Raw genomic sequence first — 16,310 nt, forward strand, 5'->3', positions numbered from 1 at the left:
GCCTGACGCAGACGCCAGGCTGGGGGGCGTTATTGAGCTGAACCGCCAAATTCCAGATAAAGTTGTGCCAGATTCTGATATTGGCCAAAACGGTTTTCATCCAGCGTCAGTTCTGCCAGCCTGCGGCGATTTTGTGCGTCCAGCCAGAAGCTGATTGGGACGGCGCCTTGCCGGTAGCGGCTTTCGTTCAAGCGTTCAGATTTACGTGCCAACGCCAACGAAGCCTGTAAGTGTTTTTCCTGAGCTATCAATTGGCTACGCAACGACAAGGCATCGTCCACATCGGCCATGGCTTTATACAGCGCCTGCTTGAATTCCAGCACCTGCAGCTCATAGTCGCTGCGGGCAATTTTGATATCAACATCCATCTGCCGCCATTCAAGGAACGGCAGCGACAACCCAGCCCCCACCGAGGCCAACGGGTTGCGCAAAAATTCGAGCAAGGCGGTACTGCTGGCCCCCAATGAACCGGTCAGGCTGAACGCCGGATAGTACTCTGTTCGTTTCACATCGACGTTGGCCAGCGCTTCACGCAACCGCAGTTCTTTGGCGCTGATATCCGGCCGATGGCGCAGCACGTTGACCGGGATACCGGCATTGATTTGCGGCAGCGGACCGCTGGGTAAGCGGGCGGGTTCGACCAGAGCCTTACCCGGCGGCGAACCCAATAATACCGTTTGTTCGTTCAAGGCTTGCTGACGTTCACGCAACAGCGCCAGATGGCTGCTCTCCTGATTGATCAAATTCTGCTCGGCATCCACCACGTCCAATGAAGAGATGCTGCCGGCACGGTAGCGGGCATTGACCAACTGTAAGGTCTGCCGGGAGTAAGCGATATTTTGCTGACTGACGCCGATCCTTTGATTGATAAAACCGAGGCGCCAGTAATTTTTGCTGGCATTGGCGAGTAAGGCCAAGCGCGCACTTTGCAAATCTTGTTGGGTGGCCTGACTGGCCCATTCTGCGGCGTCGCGCTGTCGTGCCAGTTTGCCCCACAGATCGACCTCATAGCTGACGCCGAGGTTGGCGCTGCTGTTTTTATTCCAGGGGGATGAATCGGAAAGGGGCCTGCTGGCGCCGGTATTGAGCGTTGCGTTTACGCTGGGAGCGGTGCTGATGTCGACCCGTTGGGCCGCCAACTGGGCGCGATAGACGCGCAACGCGGCGGCGGCCAGATCGTTATTAGCCAGCATCACCTGTTGTAGCCAGTGGTCTAGTTGAGGATCGTGGAAGTCCCGCCAGGCAAAAGGGACTGACGTAGCGGCATCGGCACCGGGCTGCCACTGGGTTGGATAGTCCACCTTCGGAGGCTGATATTCGCTTTTCAACGTATTACCGCAGCCGGTGCTGAGCAGGGCGGCGAGGCATAACGCCAGGGGGGATAAAATTTTCATAAGTTACTCGCTGGCCAGTGAAATGACCGGATCCATCCGCGCCGCTTTGCGGGCCGGGAGATAACCGAAGATCATGCCGATCAGAGTGGAGCAGCAAAAGGCCACGGCGGCGGCCTGCCAGGAATAGATGGCGGTGAGCATGCCGCCCGCCAGCAGGGTGAACAGCGAGCCGGCGGCGAAAGACAACAAAATGCCCAGTACGCCACCGATCAGGCAGACCAGCACCGCTTCAATCATAAATTGCTGCATAATGTCGCTGCGACGTGCGCCGACGGCCATACGCACACCGATTTCATGCGTCCGTTCGGTCACCGAGACCAGCATGATGTTCATCACGCCGAGGCTGCCGATGATCAGGGAAATTGAGGCCACCATCAGGATCAGCAGGCTGAGAGTCATCGAAGTTCGTTCTATCGACTTACGGAATTTATCGAGGTTGAACAGCATAAAGTCTTTAACGCCGTGACGCTGGGTCAGCAACTGGTTAATGGCGGCGACAGCGGCTTCGTTGGCAACGTCATCTTTCAACCTTACGCTGATGCTGCTCAACTTGGTTTGACCCACCATGCGGTACATGACGGTGGTATAGGGCATCCACACTCTGATGCGGTTGGGGGCAGAGTCCTGGTTACTTTGAACCACGCCAATCACCCGGGCCGGTACGGCGCCAAGAAACACGATCTGGCCCAGCGGCTCTACGCCGAAATCACCGAACAACGACTGGCGTGCGTTCTCGTCAATGATCACTTCCTGCAGGGCGTTGCGGTCATCCTGGAAATTGCGACCTTGCAGCAGAGTGAGGCCGTTAACGCGTAAATAATCGCGTCCAACACCGGTGATCGATGCGTTGGCCGATTTACTGCGAAAATGGATACTGTCTGAGGCCGTGACTTCAGGGCTGACGCTATCGACAAAGCTTTGGCGGGCCAACGCGTCGGCATCCGCCGGTACCAGAGTGCGGATGTTGTCGATGGCATCATCAAAGAAATCACGGCCGGGGTAGATGCTGACCACGTTGGTGCCCAGGCTTTTAATACTCTCCAGCGTGCGCTGTTTGGCACCTTCACCCAGCGCGACCACTGTCACCACCGCAGCAATACCGAAAATGATGCCGGTCATGGTCAATGCGGTACGCAAGCGATGGGCATTCATGGCCTTCAGCGCCATCTGTAACGATTCGCGGGTGCGATCGAGCAGGCTCTGCCAGTAGCCTTGAGCAATCGGCGGGGTCTTTTTCATCACCGGCAGAGGAAGCGCGGATTTACGCCCACTGTCGGCGACGATCTCGCCGTCCTGCAATTCGATGATGCGCTGTGCGTGCTGCGCCACCTTCATATCGTGAGTGACGATCACTACCGTATGGCCGCGTTGATTAAGTTCGCTGAGGATCTCCAGCACTTCCTGGCCCGAGCGGGTGTCCAGGGCGCCGGTGGGCTCATCCGCCAGGATGATCTCAGCGCCGTTGATTAACGATCGGGCGATACTGACGCGCTGTTGCTGGCCGCCGGAGAGCTGCCCTGGTTTATGGTGTTCACGACCTTCCAGCCCCAGTCGGGCCAACAGTTGTGCCGCACGCAGTCGGCGTTGGTCTCGCTGGCTGTTGGCGTAAATCGCAGGGATCTCGACGTTGCCCAGAGCGCTGATATCCGGCATCAGATGATAACGCTGGAAGATAAAACCGATGTGTTCGCGGCGAAGCCTGGCCAGTTGATCCGGCGATAAATGAGCCGCGTTTTGGCCGTTGATGTAATAATCACCCTGGTCCGGTACGTCCAGACAGCCGATGATGTTCATCAGTGTTGACTTACCGGAACCGGAAGCGCCAATGATCGCGACCAACTCCCCGGCAGCGATGCTCAGGTTAATGTTTTTCAGGACGGTCAGCGGCTGGCTGCTGTTGGTGTAGGTGCGGCCGATACCTTTCAGCTCAATGATAGTGTTCACAGTGAGAGGCCTTCCTCGCCCGACCTGGTGTTTTCCTGTACCAGCACCACGTTTTCACCCACCTTTAATCCGGACAGGATTTGAATATCGACGTTATTGGTAATGCCGGTTTTCACCTCGCGCATTTCCAACCGGTTGTCTCCGGTCAGCACCTGCACCTGTTGTTTTTTATCTGCGGTTTTATGCACTGCCTGGATCGGTACCAACAGCGCGTTTTTCGCCTCACCGAGCAGCAATGAAACCTGAGCCGTCATGGCAATCCGCAACCGGTTATCCGGGTTTGGGACGTCCAGCAATGCGTTGTAATACACCGAGGCATTGGAGGTGCCGGAGCCAGAGGACGAACTGCCACCGGAGACTGAGTCGTCTTTCATCACCGATTCTGGCGCCAGCTCGACGGTGCGCAGCGTGGCGTCGTAACGTTTGTCCGGCTCGGAGAAAATGGTGAAGTAGGCTTTTTGCCCCTGTGAAACGCGGGTAATGTCGGCCTCGGAAATCTGCGCCTTGATGGTCATTACGTCCAACTGCGCCAATTTGACGATGGTGGGTGCGCTCTGGTTGGCATTCACCGTTTGGCCTTGCTGAGTAATCACCGCAATGACGATGCCGTCCATCGGCGCCAGAATACGGGTGTAACTCAGGTCGACCTTTTTCTTGTCTACCTCAATCTGTGCCTGCACGATGCGTGCATTCAACGCGATCAGTTCGGCGCGGGTGGCGGCGAGCGTGGCCTCTGCCGTCTCAAAATCTTCGCGGGAGCCGGCTTCATCACTCAACATACGTTTTTGGCGCTTAAAGCGGGACTCGGCCTGTTTCAACAGGGCCTGTTTGGCCTGCAAATCCGCCTTGGCGACGTTCAGCGCGGCTTCGGCGTTGCGCAGGTCGTTGCGTTGTGGCAGATCGTCGATGTCGGCAATGGGTTGGCCTTTGGTGACCTTGTCGCCAAGTTTGACCTTCAGGGATTTGACCTGGCCGGAAACCTGCGCCCCGACGTTGACCCGTTCTATCGCATCAAGTTTGCCGGTGGCCAGTACGGCGTTTTCAATATCGCCCAGACGAGCCGGTGCGGTGACCGAAGCGGTTTGCGGGGGGCTTTGTAAAGAGAATGCCACCAGGGCGAGTATGACCAGCAGAGCGCCGATCAGGATAAACGCCAGGCGGCGCGGAGTGACTTTCATAGTGTTATCCATAACAGAAAACGATGATCCCAGAAGGCGCTATAGTGGCATCCAGCGGCTTAACTAACAATAAACACACCGCATGCGGGCCATAAAATTACCAATCTCAATTATCACAAAATGAAATTAATTCTCAGGCTGGGGATTAAATAGGCGAAAATATAAGATTTCTCTGCAAATGCAGTGGGTTGTAGTTCGATAGCTTGAATCCATAACATTAATATGGATAATAACTCCCCGAAGCGAAGGAATGCGCTATTAACTCAGTTGGCAGAGTGGTTGGTTTTAAAATGCTTTTTTGGCTACAAAATTGATAGACGCGGGTTCGAGTCCTGCATAGCGCGCCAGCTTCCTTTTGTGAACTGTTACGGCAAAGTGCACCCGGGTTGATTTGCACTATCGGCTCCTTGTTGGGTTTTTCGGGTGTGCTTTGCCGTAACCGTTTCTCTTCCTTTCTTTATGTTTTCTTCCGTTCCAGCGATCTTTGCTAAACTGTAATCAGGCAGGTATGCTGCCCGGCAACAGGAGATCGCTATGTCAGAGTCCGATCAACTGCAGGAATTAATGCAACGCGTAGCGATACTTGAAGCCAGAGAAAAGTCGCTGACCGCCGCCTCCAACGCCTATCAGGCGATTATCACCACCATGCTCGGCAATCTGGATAAACAGGATCGCGACAAAATTATAGCGATGATCGACCAGGCGCATGAGCTTGCCTATGCTCGTGCCATCCAGCGCTGCAATGAGCCGCAAAAGCAAAAAATCAAACAGGCTGACGATATCGCTCAGCGGATGTTTATGTTTGCCCAAGGTAAAAACTCTCTGCAACGTTAGCCCTTAGAGGTATAACAGTTACCCATTTAAAATTGCTTAACTGATCTACCTGTGCAAACTGTACTTATGTTAGTTTGAGGAATGATTATTGATAGCAATAATGTCCCCCAGGCATAAGGTTGTAGCGATGGACGCGATTAAAAGCATCTTGGTAAAAGAAATCGAGCGTATCAATCGGCAGGAAGGGCGCGATGGCAAACTGCGCTTTAACAGTGAATTTGCCCGCGATCACCGTTACCTGTGTCTTGCCATGTTTGCCGGTTATTTTGCCGTGATCGCCGTGATGTATCAGGTCCCCTATATGGGCTTTATCTCCTTCCTGGCTTTCACTGCCTTCGTGTTGTTCATGTTCGCCATGCTGTTGATTGAAATCAAACCGGTGTATCGCTTTGAGGACATCGGCGTGCTGGATTTGCGCGTATGCTATAACGGCGAATGGTATTTCACTCGCGCACTGTCGCCGCAGTCGGTGAAGGCGTTATTGGATGAACCGTCGATCGCAGCAGCGATGAAAACGCGTATGCAGGAAATCATCGCCAATAAAGGCGAAATCGATTTCTATGACGTTTACGACCTGGCGTATTCAAAGAAGCCACAGGATGAACAGTCACAGGTGGCGGTGCTCAACTGAAGAGTTTGCGCCTGAAGAGTTGTCGATTATACTCACGCATTGAAGCCAGTTAAGCGTGAGGAATTTACCATGAGTGATGATATTTTCGATTTTGATATCGATGCCGAATTGGCAGAAGCAGAAGAGAAAGCGGCGCAGAAAGTAAAAGAACTGCCAGAAATCCTTGAGGATGAGGCAGATTGCGAAGGCTGCAAGATCTGATTGCCATCGCCAATAAAAAAAACCGCTGCGGCGGTTTTTTTTATGTCCGAATTCGAGGGGGAGGGGGCGCTCGTCAGGCCGGTGGTTAATCCAGCACAAAGCCCCAAATCAGTAACGCCGCCACGGTAATCAGGCAGAGTGCGGAGACGGTAATCAGTATCTTGCCCAGAATGTCTTTTTCTTGTTGCTGCTGTGCCACGTTAAAATTATCCAATTAAGAGCCTGTGGACCAAATCGGCGATACTCAGATCCAGCACAATGACCGTCAGTGCAATTCCCAGCATGGCCGATAGAAATCGAGTTTTACTGTTCAAATCAATACCCATCACTGCTACGCAGCGTTCCCAGAGTAAAGGTTAAAACGTCGGGGCTGAACGCCCGGTTTTGATAATCACAGAGTTTAAGAACCTTTCCGGGTCTATAAGTTCCGTCTGTTTTGAGAGGGCCGCTGCGGGTGTTGCCACGCAGCGACCGGTATTGAGGAAGGATCAGTCAGTTACAATTCTTACGCCGATTTTACTGATGGCATTGCCATCCATCTCGGCGATGGTCCAGGTCAGGCCATCCCATTCGACCTGATCACCTACCACGGGTTCGCCGCCAATCAGTTTAATGACGAATTGGCCCAGTGTTTGCTGCTCGTCCACGCCTTCTTGCAGGTTAAGCCCATACAGCTGTGAAATATCGCTCAGGCGTGCGTCTGATTGCAGGATAAAGTCGCCGAAGAAACGCTCATCCATAGTGACCACCGGTGCCTGGCTAAAGAGTTTACCCAGCACTGGCAGGTCATGCTCGTGGCCGATAACGCACAGGATGTCATCTTCGCGCAAACGCGTGCTGCCGCTAGGGTGCAACAACTCTTTGCCACGGAACAGTGCGGCAATACGTGTGCCGGGTGGCATTTTCAATTCACGCAGTGCGGCGCCCACACACCAGTTTTCCGACGAGAGCTGATAAACAAACTGTTCCCACTGGTTTTCCGGGTGTACGTCCAACCCGACCCGTGAAATAGGCGCCAGGGCTGGCGGTACTATGACCTTGGCTTTCTTCGCGGCGAACGACAGTGTAGTGCCTTGCAACAACAGTGAAACCAGCACCACAAAAAAGGCCACGTTGAAGAACAACTGCGCGTTTGGCAATCCGGCCATCATCGGGAAGACGGCCAAAATGACCGGCACGGCTCCGCGCAGACCGACCCAGGAAATAAAGCTGCGTTCACGCAGAGTAAAGCTGCGAAACGGCAGTAACCCGATAAATACTGAAAGCGGCCGGGCGAACAGGATCATCCACAGCGACAGCAGCAGGGCAGGGATGGCAATAGGCAAAAGCTCGTGCGGATTAAGCAGCAGGCCCAGCACCAGGAACATGCCGATCTGGCTCAGCCAGGCCAGGCCGTCAAAGGTTTGGACAATACCGTGCCGGTTACGGATTGGACGATTACCCAGCGTCAGCCCGCACAGGTATACCGCCAGTATGCCGCTGCCATCCAGCGCAGTGGTCAGCGCAAAAATCAAAATACCACCGCTGACGGCCAGCAGTGGGTAGAGACCTTCGGCCAGTTTGATGTGGTTGATCAAGGTCAGCAGCAGCCAGCCGCCGCCGAGCCCAAAGACAATGCCCATACCGAACTGTTGCAGCAAATGGAGCGGGAACATCCAGCTCAACGTGGTTTCACCGGCGGAGATCATCGCAATCAGCGTGATGGTAAGAAACACCGCCATCGGATCGTTGCTGCCGGACTCAATCTCCAGCGTGGCACTGACGCGATCGTTAAGTCCTTTACCGCCGAGGAGTGAAAATACCGCCGCGGCATCGGTGGAACCGATAATGGCACCAATCAACATGCCCTGGAGCAAATCGAGGTTGAACAACCAGGCAGCAGCCAGCCCAGTCAGCCCGGCGGTGATCACCACGCCGACGGTGGCGAGGGAAAGTGCCGGCCACAGCGCCACGCGAAATGAACTCACGCGGGTGCGCATGCCGCCATCGAGCAGGATCACGGCCAGTGCGAGGTTACTCACCAGATAGGCTACTGGGTAATTACTGAAAACGATACCGCCCGGTCCATCAACCCCCGCCAGCATGCCGATAGCGAGGAAGATCACCAGAATGGGAATACCCAGGCGAGAAGAAAATGAACTGAGAAGAATACTTGCTCCCACCAACACGGCACCGATGATGAACAAACTGTTAATGGTGCTGGCATCCAAAATAACGTTCTCCTGCAGGCTGGGGGAAAGGCGTTGCGCGCGGGCGCAGATACCCCATGATGATAGCCTGTTTTTTAGGTAAAACGCCAAGGGTGATTCGAAAACAGTTTGGCATTTATTGTCATTTAAGAGAGAAAGTGTGAGGAAGTGGGGAGAAAACGATGAACTTCTCGCTTTTATCTATAGTTATCAGCTTGCTGTGGTTCTATGCGAGCAATAAAACGGCGGGAAGGAAAAACCATTAAACCCCCGTGAGGAGGCTTAATGGTTTGCAGGCGTGGTGTCATTAATGGTCGAGTGATTGCAAAGCCCGCTTGATCAACTCGGCAGCCAGTTTTCGTTCTGACTCTGAAATACCATCAAGGTTAAGGCTGGAAAGCTCGGTGACCAGAATGCTGCGGTCCTTGCCGCTGATTGATGCATCCAGTGCGGAAAGCAACCGGCCAAGAATTTTCAGCAGGGTGGCATTTTCTGGTACGGCTTCCGGAACCGAAGTGTCTTTATCAGTCATTAAAAATCCTCTCTGTCGTGACGGAAGGGAGATACTGCAAACATTGTCGTAATGATAGCGACAACGCCGTCCCTCAGGGTTCATTGAGCCCAATCACTACCGTAAGGCAGGGATGTGGATTTCCACTTATGCGTTGCAGTTATAACAACTAGCAGCAATATGCTCCAGCATAACTTTGCCTTAACTTTCACCACCGGGGTGAGCAATGTGTGCTCAGTGGCTGAATTGGACGGCGGTGCTGGCGTGCAAAATTATGATAATGGTTATGGCGTACATACACATGACAGCAAATGGCCCAGAAGCATGCCGGGCCAATCGGTTATTGCGGTTTTCCGGAGAACAGGAAGCGGAGCAGTGGAACGCGTTTGTGCAGCTCATATAAGGCGAAGGCACAGGAGAAGACAAACACCAACCCCAGCACGAAGCCCAGCAGATTATTGTCGATATATGGCGTCACAAACGCGCCATATATCAGGGTCAGTGGATGGTGCACCAGATATATAAACAGCGACGCGTTGACCAGATAAGTGATCCGTGGCGAGTGATAATTCAGTAGGGTATGTCCGAATGAGAAAACCACGTTGGCCATCAGGATCCCCAGCAGGGTTTTGATCAACACTTCCAGTTCAAACATATAGCTGCTGTGGGCCAGATACTTCTGATTCAGCATGTAGGCAATGAACAGCAGCAGTGAACCGAGCAGTGACCAGACAGAGGGTTTGAGGAAAATCTCTTTCAACCACACGTACTTGAAGGCATAAGCGCCAAGGATGAAGAACGGCAGGTAGAACATCGTCTCCATGACCACGAAATTGAACAGGCCATTGGAGAGTAAATATGGGGCAAAAATTAAAATAACGCGGTGCCCGACCGAATAGAATAAAGCATAAATAAGAAAGAACAGTGAGATATTTCCTAATCCGGTCATTTTATTTATTGGATAAGGCGGGGTATTACTTTTAATTGCCTTGATTTTTTTGAAAAGATAAAAGCAAAGGGTAGTCAGTAATGACAGCGTTAATAAAAACCACAGGTGAGAAACCAGTTCCCAAATTGTTACATTTATTTTCTGATAGAGCGAAAAATTGTCCCAGCCGTTTAATTTATCGGTGAAGTATTTCAACATGAAAAACTGTGGCACCGTTATTAACGGGATCGAACTCAGCAGCGGGATCGCCACTCGTTCCAGCCTTACCTTCAACCACTTATGACGTTCATAACGCTCATAGAGCAGGTATGAGAAGTAGCCGGAAATCACAAAGAACACCTGCATACGAAAGGCATGGATGAAGTCGTTCAGCACCGTCAGCGAGAAGGAGGGGGTAGCGCTGTTCACCGCCCAGGCATGGCTGGAATAGATCAGGGACAGATGAAAAGGGATGCCGAGCAGCATCAAATAAGCCCGGATCGAATCGAGGAAAAACTCGCGTTGGTTGCTGCCTTTAGTCATAGTTTACCGCTGATGATTTTATCGAATGGTCATTAACACGCTTAATAAGTCGGCAATGGTTAAATCGAACCTCAAACCCTACTATAGCGTTTCACATTTTTCCATAGCGTCTTGTTGCGGGGCTTGCTACGCTGGTGTTTAGTCAGCTGCTTAAACAATGAGCCATAAACATGAACCATCCATTTATCATGTTGTCGGAAAGCTGAATAATCCATTAATATGGATTTAAATGATTTGAGCACACGAATAGGGGGGGATGTGCTAGTTAATATATTATCCAAGAAACCACGCGCCGCGAGCGTACGTTGGTTAGGTGCGACCGTATTGTTCACGCTGTTGACTTCGCCGGCATGGGCTTTTTCTATTGATGATGTGGCCAAGCAGGCGCAGGATCTGGCAGGGAAAGGCTTTGAGGCGCCGAAAAGCAACCTTCCTTCTCAATTCCGTGAGATGAAATTCGCGGACTATCAGCAAATTCAGTTCAATCACGATAAAGCCTATTGGAGCAAGCTGAAAACCCCATTCAAGCTTGAGTTTTATCATCAGGGGATGTACTTCGACACGCCGGTGAAAATCAACGAGGTCACCTCGACCACTGTCAAGCAGATCAAGTACAACCCGGACTACTTCAACTTTGGTTCGGTCAAGCACGATCCTGAATCGGTAAAAAACCTCGGCTTTGCCGGTTTCAAGGTGATTTATCCGATCAACAGTGCGGATAAGAACGACGAAATTATGAGCCTGCTGGGCGCGAGCTACTTCCGCGTGGTAGGTAAGGGGCAGGTTTACGGGATTTCGGCCCGTGGTCTGGCCATTGATACCGCCTTGCCGTCCGGGGAAGAGTTCCCGCGTTTCCGCGAGTTCTGGGTTGAACGTCCGAAGCAGGGCGACAAGCATCTGGTCATTTATGCGCTGCTGGATTCACCACGCGCTACCGGGGCTTACCGTTTTGTGGTCTATCCAGGCCGCGATACCACGGTGGACGTCGAGTCTAAAGTGTTCCTGCGCGACAAGGTCGGCAAATTGGGTATGGCACCGCTGACCAGCATGTACCTGTTCGGGCCAAACCAGCCTTCGCCAACCCTGAACTACCGTCCGGCGCTGCATGATTCCAACGGTCTGTCTATCCATGCCGGTAACGGTGAATGGATCTGGCGTCCGCTGAACAATCCGAAGCACCTGTCCGTCAGTACTTATCAGGTCGAAAATCCTAAAGGTTTCGGTTTGCTGCAGCGCGGCCGTAACTTTAAAGATTACGAAGACCTGGACGATCGTTACGATCTGCGCCCAAGCGCCTGGATCGAACCACGTGGCGACTGGGGCAAGGGTAAAGTTGAGCTGGTGGAAATTCCAACCGCGGATGAAACCAATGACAACATCGTTGCTTTCTGGACCCCGGACGTATTGCCGGATGCCAAAACGCCACTGGCACTGAACTATCGTCTGCATTTCACCCGTGACGAAGACAAGCTGCATTCGCAGGACATTGCCTACGTCAGCCAGACCATGCGCTCTACCGGTGACGTGAAGCAGTCGAACCTGATCCGCGAGCCAGACGGCAGCGTGGCATTCCTGGTCGACTTCGTCGGGCCGGTACTGAAAGGCCTGGATGGCGCTACGCCGGTTGCCGCTCAGGTGAGCATCGGTGATAACGGTGAAATGGTAGAAAACAATGTCCGCTATAATCCAGTGACCAAAGGCTGGCGCCTGACGCTGCGTCTGAAAGTGAAAGACGACAAGAAGCCGGTAGAAATGCGCGCAGCACTGGTCAATGGTGATAAGACCCTGTCGGAAACCTGGAGCTATCAGCTACCTGCCAATGAATAAGCCTACTCAAATTGCCCAGGATTATCTGGCGGCAATGCCTCTGACCGCTGAGCGGTCGGAGGCGCTTAAACCCCAGCCGGGAGCGGATGACGCCCAGGCACTGGAGGCGCTGCATCGCAAGATGGGCGCTACCGATGCCAACGTTGACACCCTGCCGGCAGATGACGTCGCACTGGCCTCGGTCAAAGCGCGTATCGAAAGCGCCTGGCCGGATGCGGTCAGTGACGACGATTTTGACAATGACGTGGAAGGCCGCAGTATTTTGAAGGCCACGCCACCGATTAAACGTACCAGCATGTTCCCGGAAGCCTGGCGTACCAACCCGGTAGCGCGCTTCTGGGATTCTCTGTTGGGGCGTTCGCCGCACAACCGCCATGCTTCCAAAGAGGAAGCCGCTGCGGAAAACCGCTGGCGTGTGGTCGGTTCAATGCGTCGTTATGTGCTGTTGGTGTTGATGCTGGTGCAGACCGGTATTGCCACCTGGTACATGAAAACCATTTTGCCGTATCAGGGCTGGGCGCTGATCGACCCGATGGCGATGCTGGACCAGGATCTGATGCAGTCGGTGCTGCAATTGCTGCCTTACGTATTGCAAACCGGCATTCTGATCCTGTTCGCCATTTTGTTCTGTTGGGTGTCGGCCGGGTTCTGGACTGCGCTGATGGGCTTCCTGCAGTTGCTGATCGGCAAAGACAAATACAGTATCTCTTCCACCATCAAGGGCGATGAGCCAATCAATCCGGCGCACCGCACCGCGTTGATCATGCCTATCTGTAACGAAGACGTCGAACGGGTGTTCGCCGGCCTGCGTGCGACCTATGAGTCGGTTGCCGCCACCGGTCAGCTGGAACATTTCGATATCTACGTGCTGAGCGACAGCTACGACCCGGATATCTGCATGGCGGAACAGAAGGCCTGGATGGAACTGTGCCGTGATGTAGATGGCCATGGCCGTATCTTCTATCGCCGTCGCCGTCGCCGTGTGAAACGTAAAAGCGGCAACATCGACGACTTCTGCCGTCGCTGGGGTGGCGAGTACAGCTATATGGTGATCCTGGATGCCGATAGCGTGATGAGCGGCGAGTGCCTCACCGGTCTGGTGCGTCTGATGGAAGCCAACCCGAACGCCGGTATCATCCAGTCTGCGCCTAAAGCTTCGGGTATGGATACGCTGTATGCCCGTGTGCAGCAGTTTGCCACTCGGGTGTACGGGCCGCTGTTTACCGCCGGTCTGCACTTCTGGCAGTTGGGTGAGTCGCACTACTGGGGTCACAACGCGATTATCCGCGTGAAGCCGTTTATCGAGCACTGTGCACTGGCACCATTGCCGGGTGAAGGCTCGTTTGCCGGTTCCATCTTGTCGCATGACTTTGTGGAAGCGGCACTGATGCGCCGTGCTGGTTGGGGCGTGTGGATCGCTTATGATCTGCCGGGCAGCTACGAAGAATTGCCGCCTAACCTGCTGGATGAACTCAAGCGTGACCGTCGCTGGTGCCACGGTAACCTGATGAACTTCCGTCTGTTCCTGGTGAAAGGCATGCACCCGGTACACCGGGCGGTGTTCCTGACCGGCGTAATGTCTTATCTGTCGGCGCCGCTGTGGTTTATGTTCCTGGCGTTGTCCACCGCGTTGCAGGTGGTGCATACCCTGATGGAGCCGCAGTACTTCCTGCAGCCGCGTCAGCTGTTCCCGGTCTGGCCGCAGTGGCGTCCTGAACTGGCGATAGCGCTGTTCTCCACTACTCTGGTGCTGTTGTTCCTGCCCAAGCTGCTCAGTATTGTGCTGATCTGGGCGAAGGGCGCTAAAGAATACGGCGGCGGCGTGCGTCTGTTCCTGTCGATGCTGTTGGAAATGCTGTTCTCGGTGCTGTTGGCACCGGTACGCATGTTGTTCCACACGGTGTTTGTGGTCAGTGCCTTCCTCGGTTGGGAAGTGGTGTGGAACTCACCGCAGCGTGACGATGATGACACGCCATGGAGCGAAGCCTTTAAACGCCATGGTTCACAGATGCTGCTTGGTCTGGTCTGGGCCGGTGGCATGGCCTGGCTGGATCTGCGCTTCCTGTGGTGGTTGTCGCCAATCGTCTTCTCGCTGATCCTGTCACCGATCGTTTCGTCTCTGTCGAGCCGTGCGACGCTGGGGATCAAGAGCAAGCGTGCCAAACTGTTCCTGATCCCGGAAGAGTATTCTCCTCCGCGTGAACTGCTGGCGACCGAAGAGTATCTACAGCTTAACCGTGAACGTGCTCTGGCTAATGGCTTTATGCACGCCGTGGTTAACCCGTCGTTCAATGCTTTGGCGGCTGCGCTGGCGACCGCTCGTCACCATCTGCGTGGTGCTATCGAGCGCAATCGTGAAGAACGAGTGAATGAGGCATTGCAACTGGGGCCGGAGAAATTGGTGAAGGGCAAACGCCTGGAACTGTTGAGCGATCCCGTTGCTCTGTCGCGCCTGCATCAACGTGTTTGGTTGTTGCCGGAAGGTGCCGCCTGGCGTGAGCATTATCAGCAACTGCCACACAATGAACGGGCTCATCCGCAAGGTCAGCGCTAAGCGTTGATTGGGTAGCCCAAACGGGGAATGCGCACAGCGTGTTCCCCGTTTTTTTTGGCTATTTGCTTACGTAATGCTGACGATCTGCCGGGTAAAAACTATGCTAACATTCGCGCCGGGCGTTGTTTACTTTCAGAACAACCAGGGCTAAGAGTCAATTTGGTGAATCTCTCTTCTTTTCTTCGGCTGGCATTATTGGCTGCGGGCGTGACGCTGCTAACCGGCTGCGGCAGTATTATCAGTCGCACAGTGCCGGGCGCTGGGCACGGCCATCAATACTACCCGGGTGTGCAATGGGATCTGCGTGATACCCCCTGGCGCTATGTCACGGTGATCGATGTGCCGCTGTCGATGGTGGTGGATACCTTTATGCTGCCGTTTGATGCACAGCACGGGCCTTACGAGTAAGTCTATTCCCGGGTGGCAAACACCAACAACTGGTACCCATGCGGGCCGCAATGGAAGGGTGCCAGCACCGTCATCTTTAGCCCTTGCTGATGTGCCGCCAGTGAATGCGGGTTGCTGTCATCAATAAACAGGGCGCCAACGTCGAATTTCTCCCGGGTTTGCGCTTTAACGGCGGCAAACAACTGCTTCAGCACGCCTTTACCACGCCAGGCTGTATCCAGGCACACTGGGCCGTACATAAACACGCGCTGTTCGCTCAGCGGACGTCCGTTGAATGACTCAGCGGCGAGCTTTTCCAGCATGGCATCCACTACGGGTGGGCGCGGTTGCGCATCCGTTGGCATCAGGCAGACAAAACCGGCCAGCGCCTGATCTTCCACTGCCACCAGAATACCCAACCCCTGGTTAATGTGGGCCAATTGCGCTTCACTCATACTCGAAACGATAAAACCCTGACGCTTTTGGCTGTCGCTTAAATTGGCCGGCGTATTTTGGGTTTGCAACTGCAAAATGGCGGGGTAATCCTCGGGACGCGCCTGGCGGATAATCATGCTGCCTCTCTGAAAATGATGGGGAGTTTATGGGCGGGGGATGGTGCGCTCCCGCCCGCGATCATTCAACGTTCATCCCACTCATCGGCGGCGGTTTGGCCTTCTTCGGTATCCAACGGGGGATCGAGTTGGAAATCACCTTCTTCCCACTCGTGCAGCGTGTTTTCATCTATCCATTCGGCGTTAATTTCGACGTCATCATAATCACCGTCATAAATCGCCTGGGCGGCGGCACCGCTGCGTAACGTCAGGCATTCAACCGATTCCCCTTCTTGCTCAAAGAATTCGGCTTGCCACATGATATCACCATCCAGCATCACGTATTTTTGCAAATTGAATTGTTGCACCGCCGGTGGTTGCTCGTCGTTACCGCTCTCAGCGGATTCAATAAACTCCTCGCGCGCTGCTTCAATAGCTTCTTCCAGGGTTGCATACAGGCTCATATTCATCTCCAGTGGTGAGGGTAACGAAAGGGTTTTGGCAGCACCAAAGCGCCATGACTAACGTCAAAATTAATTGTTGCCGTACTGGCGCAGGATGCAAATTTTTTTGTTGTCCGTTTCGCGACGATGATTGTCCGCCAGGCGGGAGCAACGCATCTTCCGGCGAGAAATAAT

The 16,310-nt window shown here is 53.7% G+C and carries 15 protein-coding genes and 1 tRNA gene; 7 read left to right on the forward strand and 9 right to left on the reverse strand.

The window, feature by feature from the left end; translation table 11 throughout:
- Window positions 1–29: 29 nt before the first annotated feature.
- Genes E5C26_RS09315 through E5C26_RS09325 form a run of 3 tightly spaced genes read right to left on the reverse strand, consistent with a single transcriptional unit; the run spans window position 30 to window position 4,516 of the window.
- The gene (locus tag E5C26_RS09315) at window positions 30–1,394 is read right to left on the reverse strand and encodes a TolC family protein (RefSeq protein ID WP_135316042.1); all 1,365 of its coding nucleotides are present in this window, start codon (window positions 1,392–1,394) and stop codon (window positions 30–32) included.
- 3 nt (window positions 1,395–1,397) lie between these two features.
- On the reverse strand, window positions 1,398–3,338 hold the full coding sequence (locus E5C26_RS09320) for a MacB family efflux pump subunit (protein WP_135316043.1): 1,941 nt from the start codon (window positions 3,336–3,338) through the stop codon (window positions 1,398–1,400).
- On the reverse strand, window positions 3,335–4,516 hold the full coding sequence (locus tag E5C26_RS09325) for an efflux RND transporter periplasmic adaptor subunit (RefSeq protein WP_135316044.1): 1,182 nt from the start codon (window positions 4,514–4,516) through the stop codon (window positions 3,335–3,337). Before E5C26_RS09325 ends, E5C26_RS09320 begins: the two co-directional genes overlap by 4 nt.
- 252 nt (window positions 4,517–4,768) lie before the next feature.
- Here E5C26_RS09325 and E5C26_RS24605 point away from each other — a divergent pair.
- The 4 genes from E5C26_RS24605 to E5C26_RS24875 all read left to right on the forward strand — a co-directional run bounded on the left by E5C26_RS24605 (window position 4,769) and on the right by E5C26_RS24875 (window position 6,182).
- A tRNA-OTHER gene (locus E5C26_RS24605) sits at window positions 4,769–4,863 on the forward strand.
- 187 nt (window positions 4,864–5,050) lie between these two features.
- Window positions 5,051–5,350, forward strand: coding sequence for a hypothetical protein (locus E5C26_RS09330; protein ID WP_012006289.1), 300 nt, complete (start codon window positions 5,051–5,053; stop codon window positions 5,348–5,350).
- Window positions 5,351–5,477: 127 nt separating this feature from the next.
- The gene (locus E5C26_RS09335) at window positions 5,478–5,981 is read left to right on the forward strand and encodes a YlaC family protein (protein ID WP_135316045.1); all 504 of its coding nucleotides are present in this window, start codon (window positions 5,478–5,480) and stop codon (window positions 5,979–5,981) included.
- Window positions 5,982–6,050: 69 nt separating this feature from the next.
- Window positions 6,051–6,182, forward strand: coding sequence for a hypothetical protein (locus E5C26_RS24875; RefSeq protein ID WP_260516241.1), 132 nt, complete (start codon window positions 6,051–6,053; stop codon window positions 6,180–6,182).
- Between the two features lie 85 nt (window positions 6,183–6,267).
- Here the strand turns inward: E5C26_RS24875 and E5C26_RS24880 are convergent, their stop codons facing one another.
- The 4 genes from E5C26_RS24880 to mdoC all read right to left on the reverse strand — a co-directional run bounded on the left by E5C26_RS24880 (window position 6,268) and on the right by mdoC (window position 10,353).
- Window positions 6,268–6,396: a hypothetical protein gene (locus E5C26_RS24880; RefSeq protein ID WP_017892392.1), complete on the reverse strand. Its 129-nt coding sequence runs from the start codon at window positions 6,394–6,396 to the stop codon at window positions 6,268–6,270.
- 274 nt (window positions 6,397–6,670) lie between these two features.
- The gene (locus E5C26_RS09340; RefSeq protein ID WP_135316046.1) at window positions 6,671–8,392 is read right to left on the reverse strand and encodes a potassium/proton antiporter; all 1,722 of its coding nucleotides are present in this window, start codon (window positions 8,390–8,392) and stop codon (window positions 6,671–6,673) included.
- A gap of 286 nt (window positions 8,393–8,678) precedes the next feature.
- Window positions 8,679–8,903 (reverse strand): hypothetical protein, encoded by a 225-nt coding sequence (locus E5C26_RS09345; protein ID WP_135316047.1) that lies wholly within the window; start codon window positions 8,901–8,903, stop codon window positions 8,679–8,681.
- A 319-nt stretch (window positions 8,904–9,222) separates the two neighbouring features.
- Window positions 9,223–10,353, reverse strand: a complete 1,131-nt coding sequence (gene mdoC, locus E5C26_RS09350) for a glucans biosynthesis protein MdoC (RefSeq protein ID WP_135316048.1) — start codon at window positions 10,351–10,353, stop codon at window positions 9,223–9,225.
- Between the two features lie 258 nt (window positions 10,354–10,611).
- Between mdoC and E5C26_RS09355 the strand changes: the two genes are divergently transcribed.
- The 3 genes from E5C26_RS09355 to E5C26_RS09365 all read left to right on the forward strand — a co-directional run bounded on the left by E5C26_RS09355 (window position 10,612) and on the right by E5C26_RS09365 (window position 15,142).
- Complete coding sequence (locus E5C26_RS09355) at window positions 10,612–12,180, forward strand: glucan biosynthesis protein G (RefSeq protein WP_206194255.1); 1,569 nt, start codon at window positions 10,612–10,614, stop codon at window positions 12,178–12,180.
- Window positions 12,173–14,734, forward strand: a complete 2,562-nt coding sequence (gene mdoH, locus E5C26_RS09360) for a glucans biosynthesis glucosyltransferase MdoH (RefSeq protein WP_135316050.1) — start codon at window positions 12,173–12,175, stop codon at window positions 14,732–14,734. The genes E5C26_RS09355 and mdoH overlap by 8 nt, the downstream gene beginning before the upstream one ends.
- Window positions 14,735–14,896: 162 nt before the next feature.
- Window positions 14,897–15,142 (forward strand): YceK/YidQ family lipoprotein, encoded by a 246-nt coding sequence (locus E5C26_RS09365; RefSeq protein ID WP_135316051.1) that lies wholly within the window; start codon window positions 14,897–14,899, stop codon window positions 15,140–15,142.
- A gap of 2 nt (window positions 15,143–15,144) precedes the next feature.
- On the opposite strand, the gene E5C26_RS09370 is transcribed toward E5C26_RS09365, so the two are convergent.
- Both E5C26_RS09370 and E5C26_RS09375 read right to left on the reverse strand, forming a co-directional pair.
- The gene (locus E5C26_RS09370) at window positions 15,145–15,693 is read right to left on the reverse strand and encodes a GNAT family N-acetyltransferase (RefSeq protein ID WP_135316052.1); all 549 of its coding nucleotides are present in this window, start codon (window positions 15,691–15,693) and stop codon (window positions 15,145–15,147) included.
- 65 nt (window positions 15,694–15,758) lie between these two features.
- Window positions 15,759–16,136: a MysB family protein gene (locus tag E5C26_RS09375; protein ID WP_135316053.1), complete on the reverse strand. Its 378-nt coding sequence runs from the start codon at window positions 16,134–16,136 to the stop codon at window positions 15,759–15,761.
- Window positions 16,137–16,310: the final 174 nt, after the last annotated feature.

Source organism: Serratia proteamaculans (assembly GCF_004684015.1).
GTDB classification, from domain to species: domain Bacteria; phylum Pseudomonadota; class Gammaproteobacteria; order Enterobacterales; family Enterobacteriaceae; genus Serratia; species Serratia proteamaculans_F.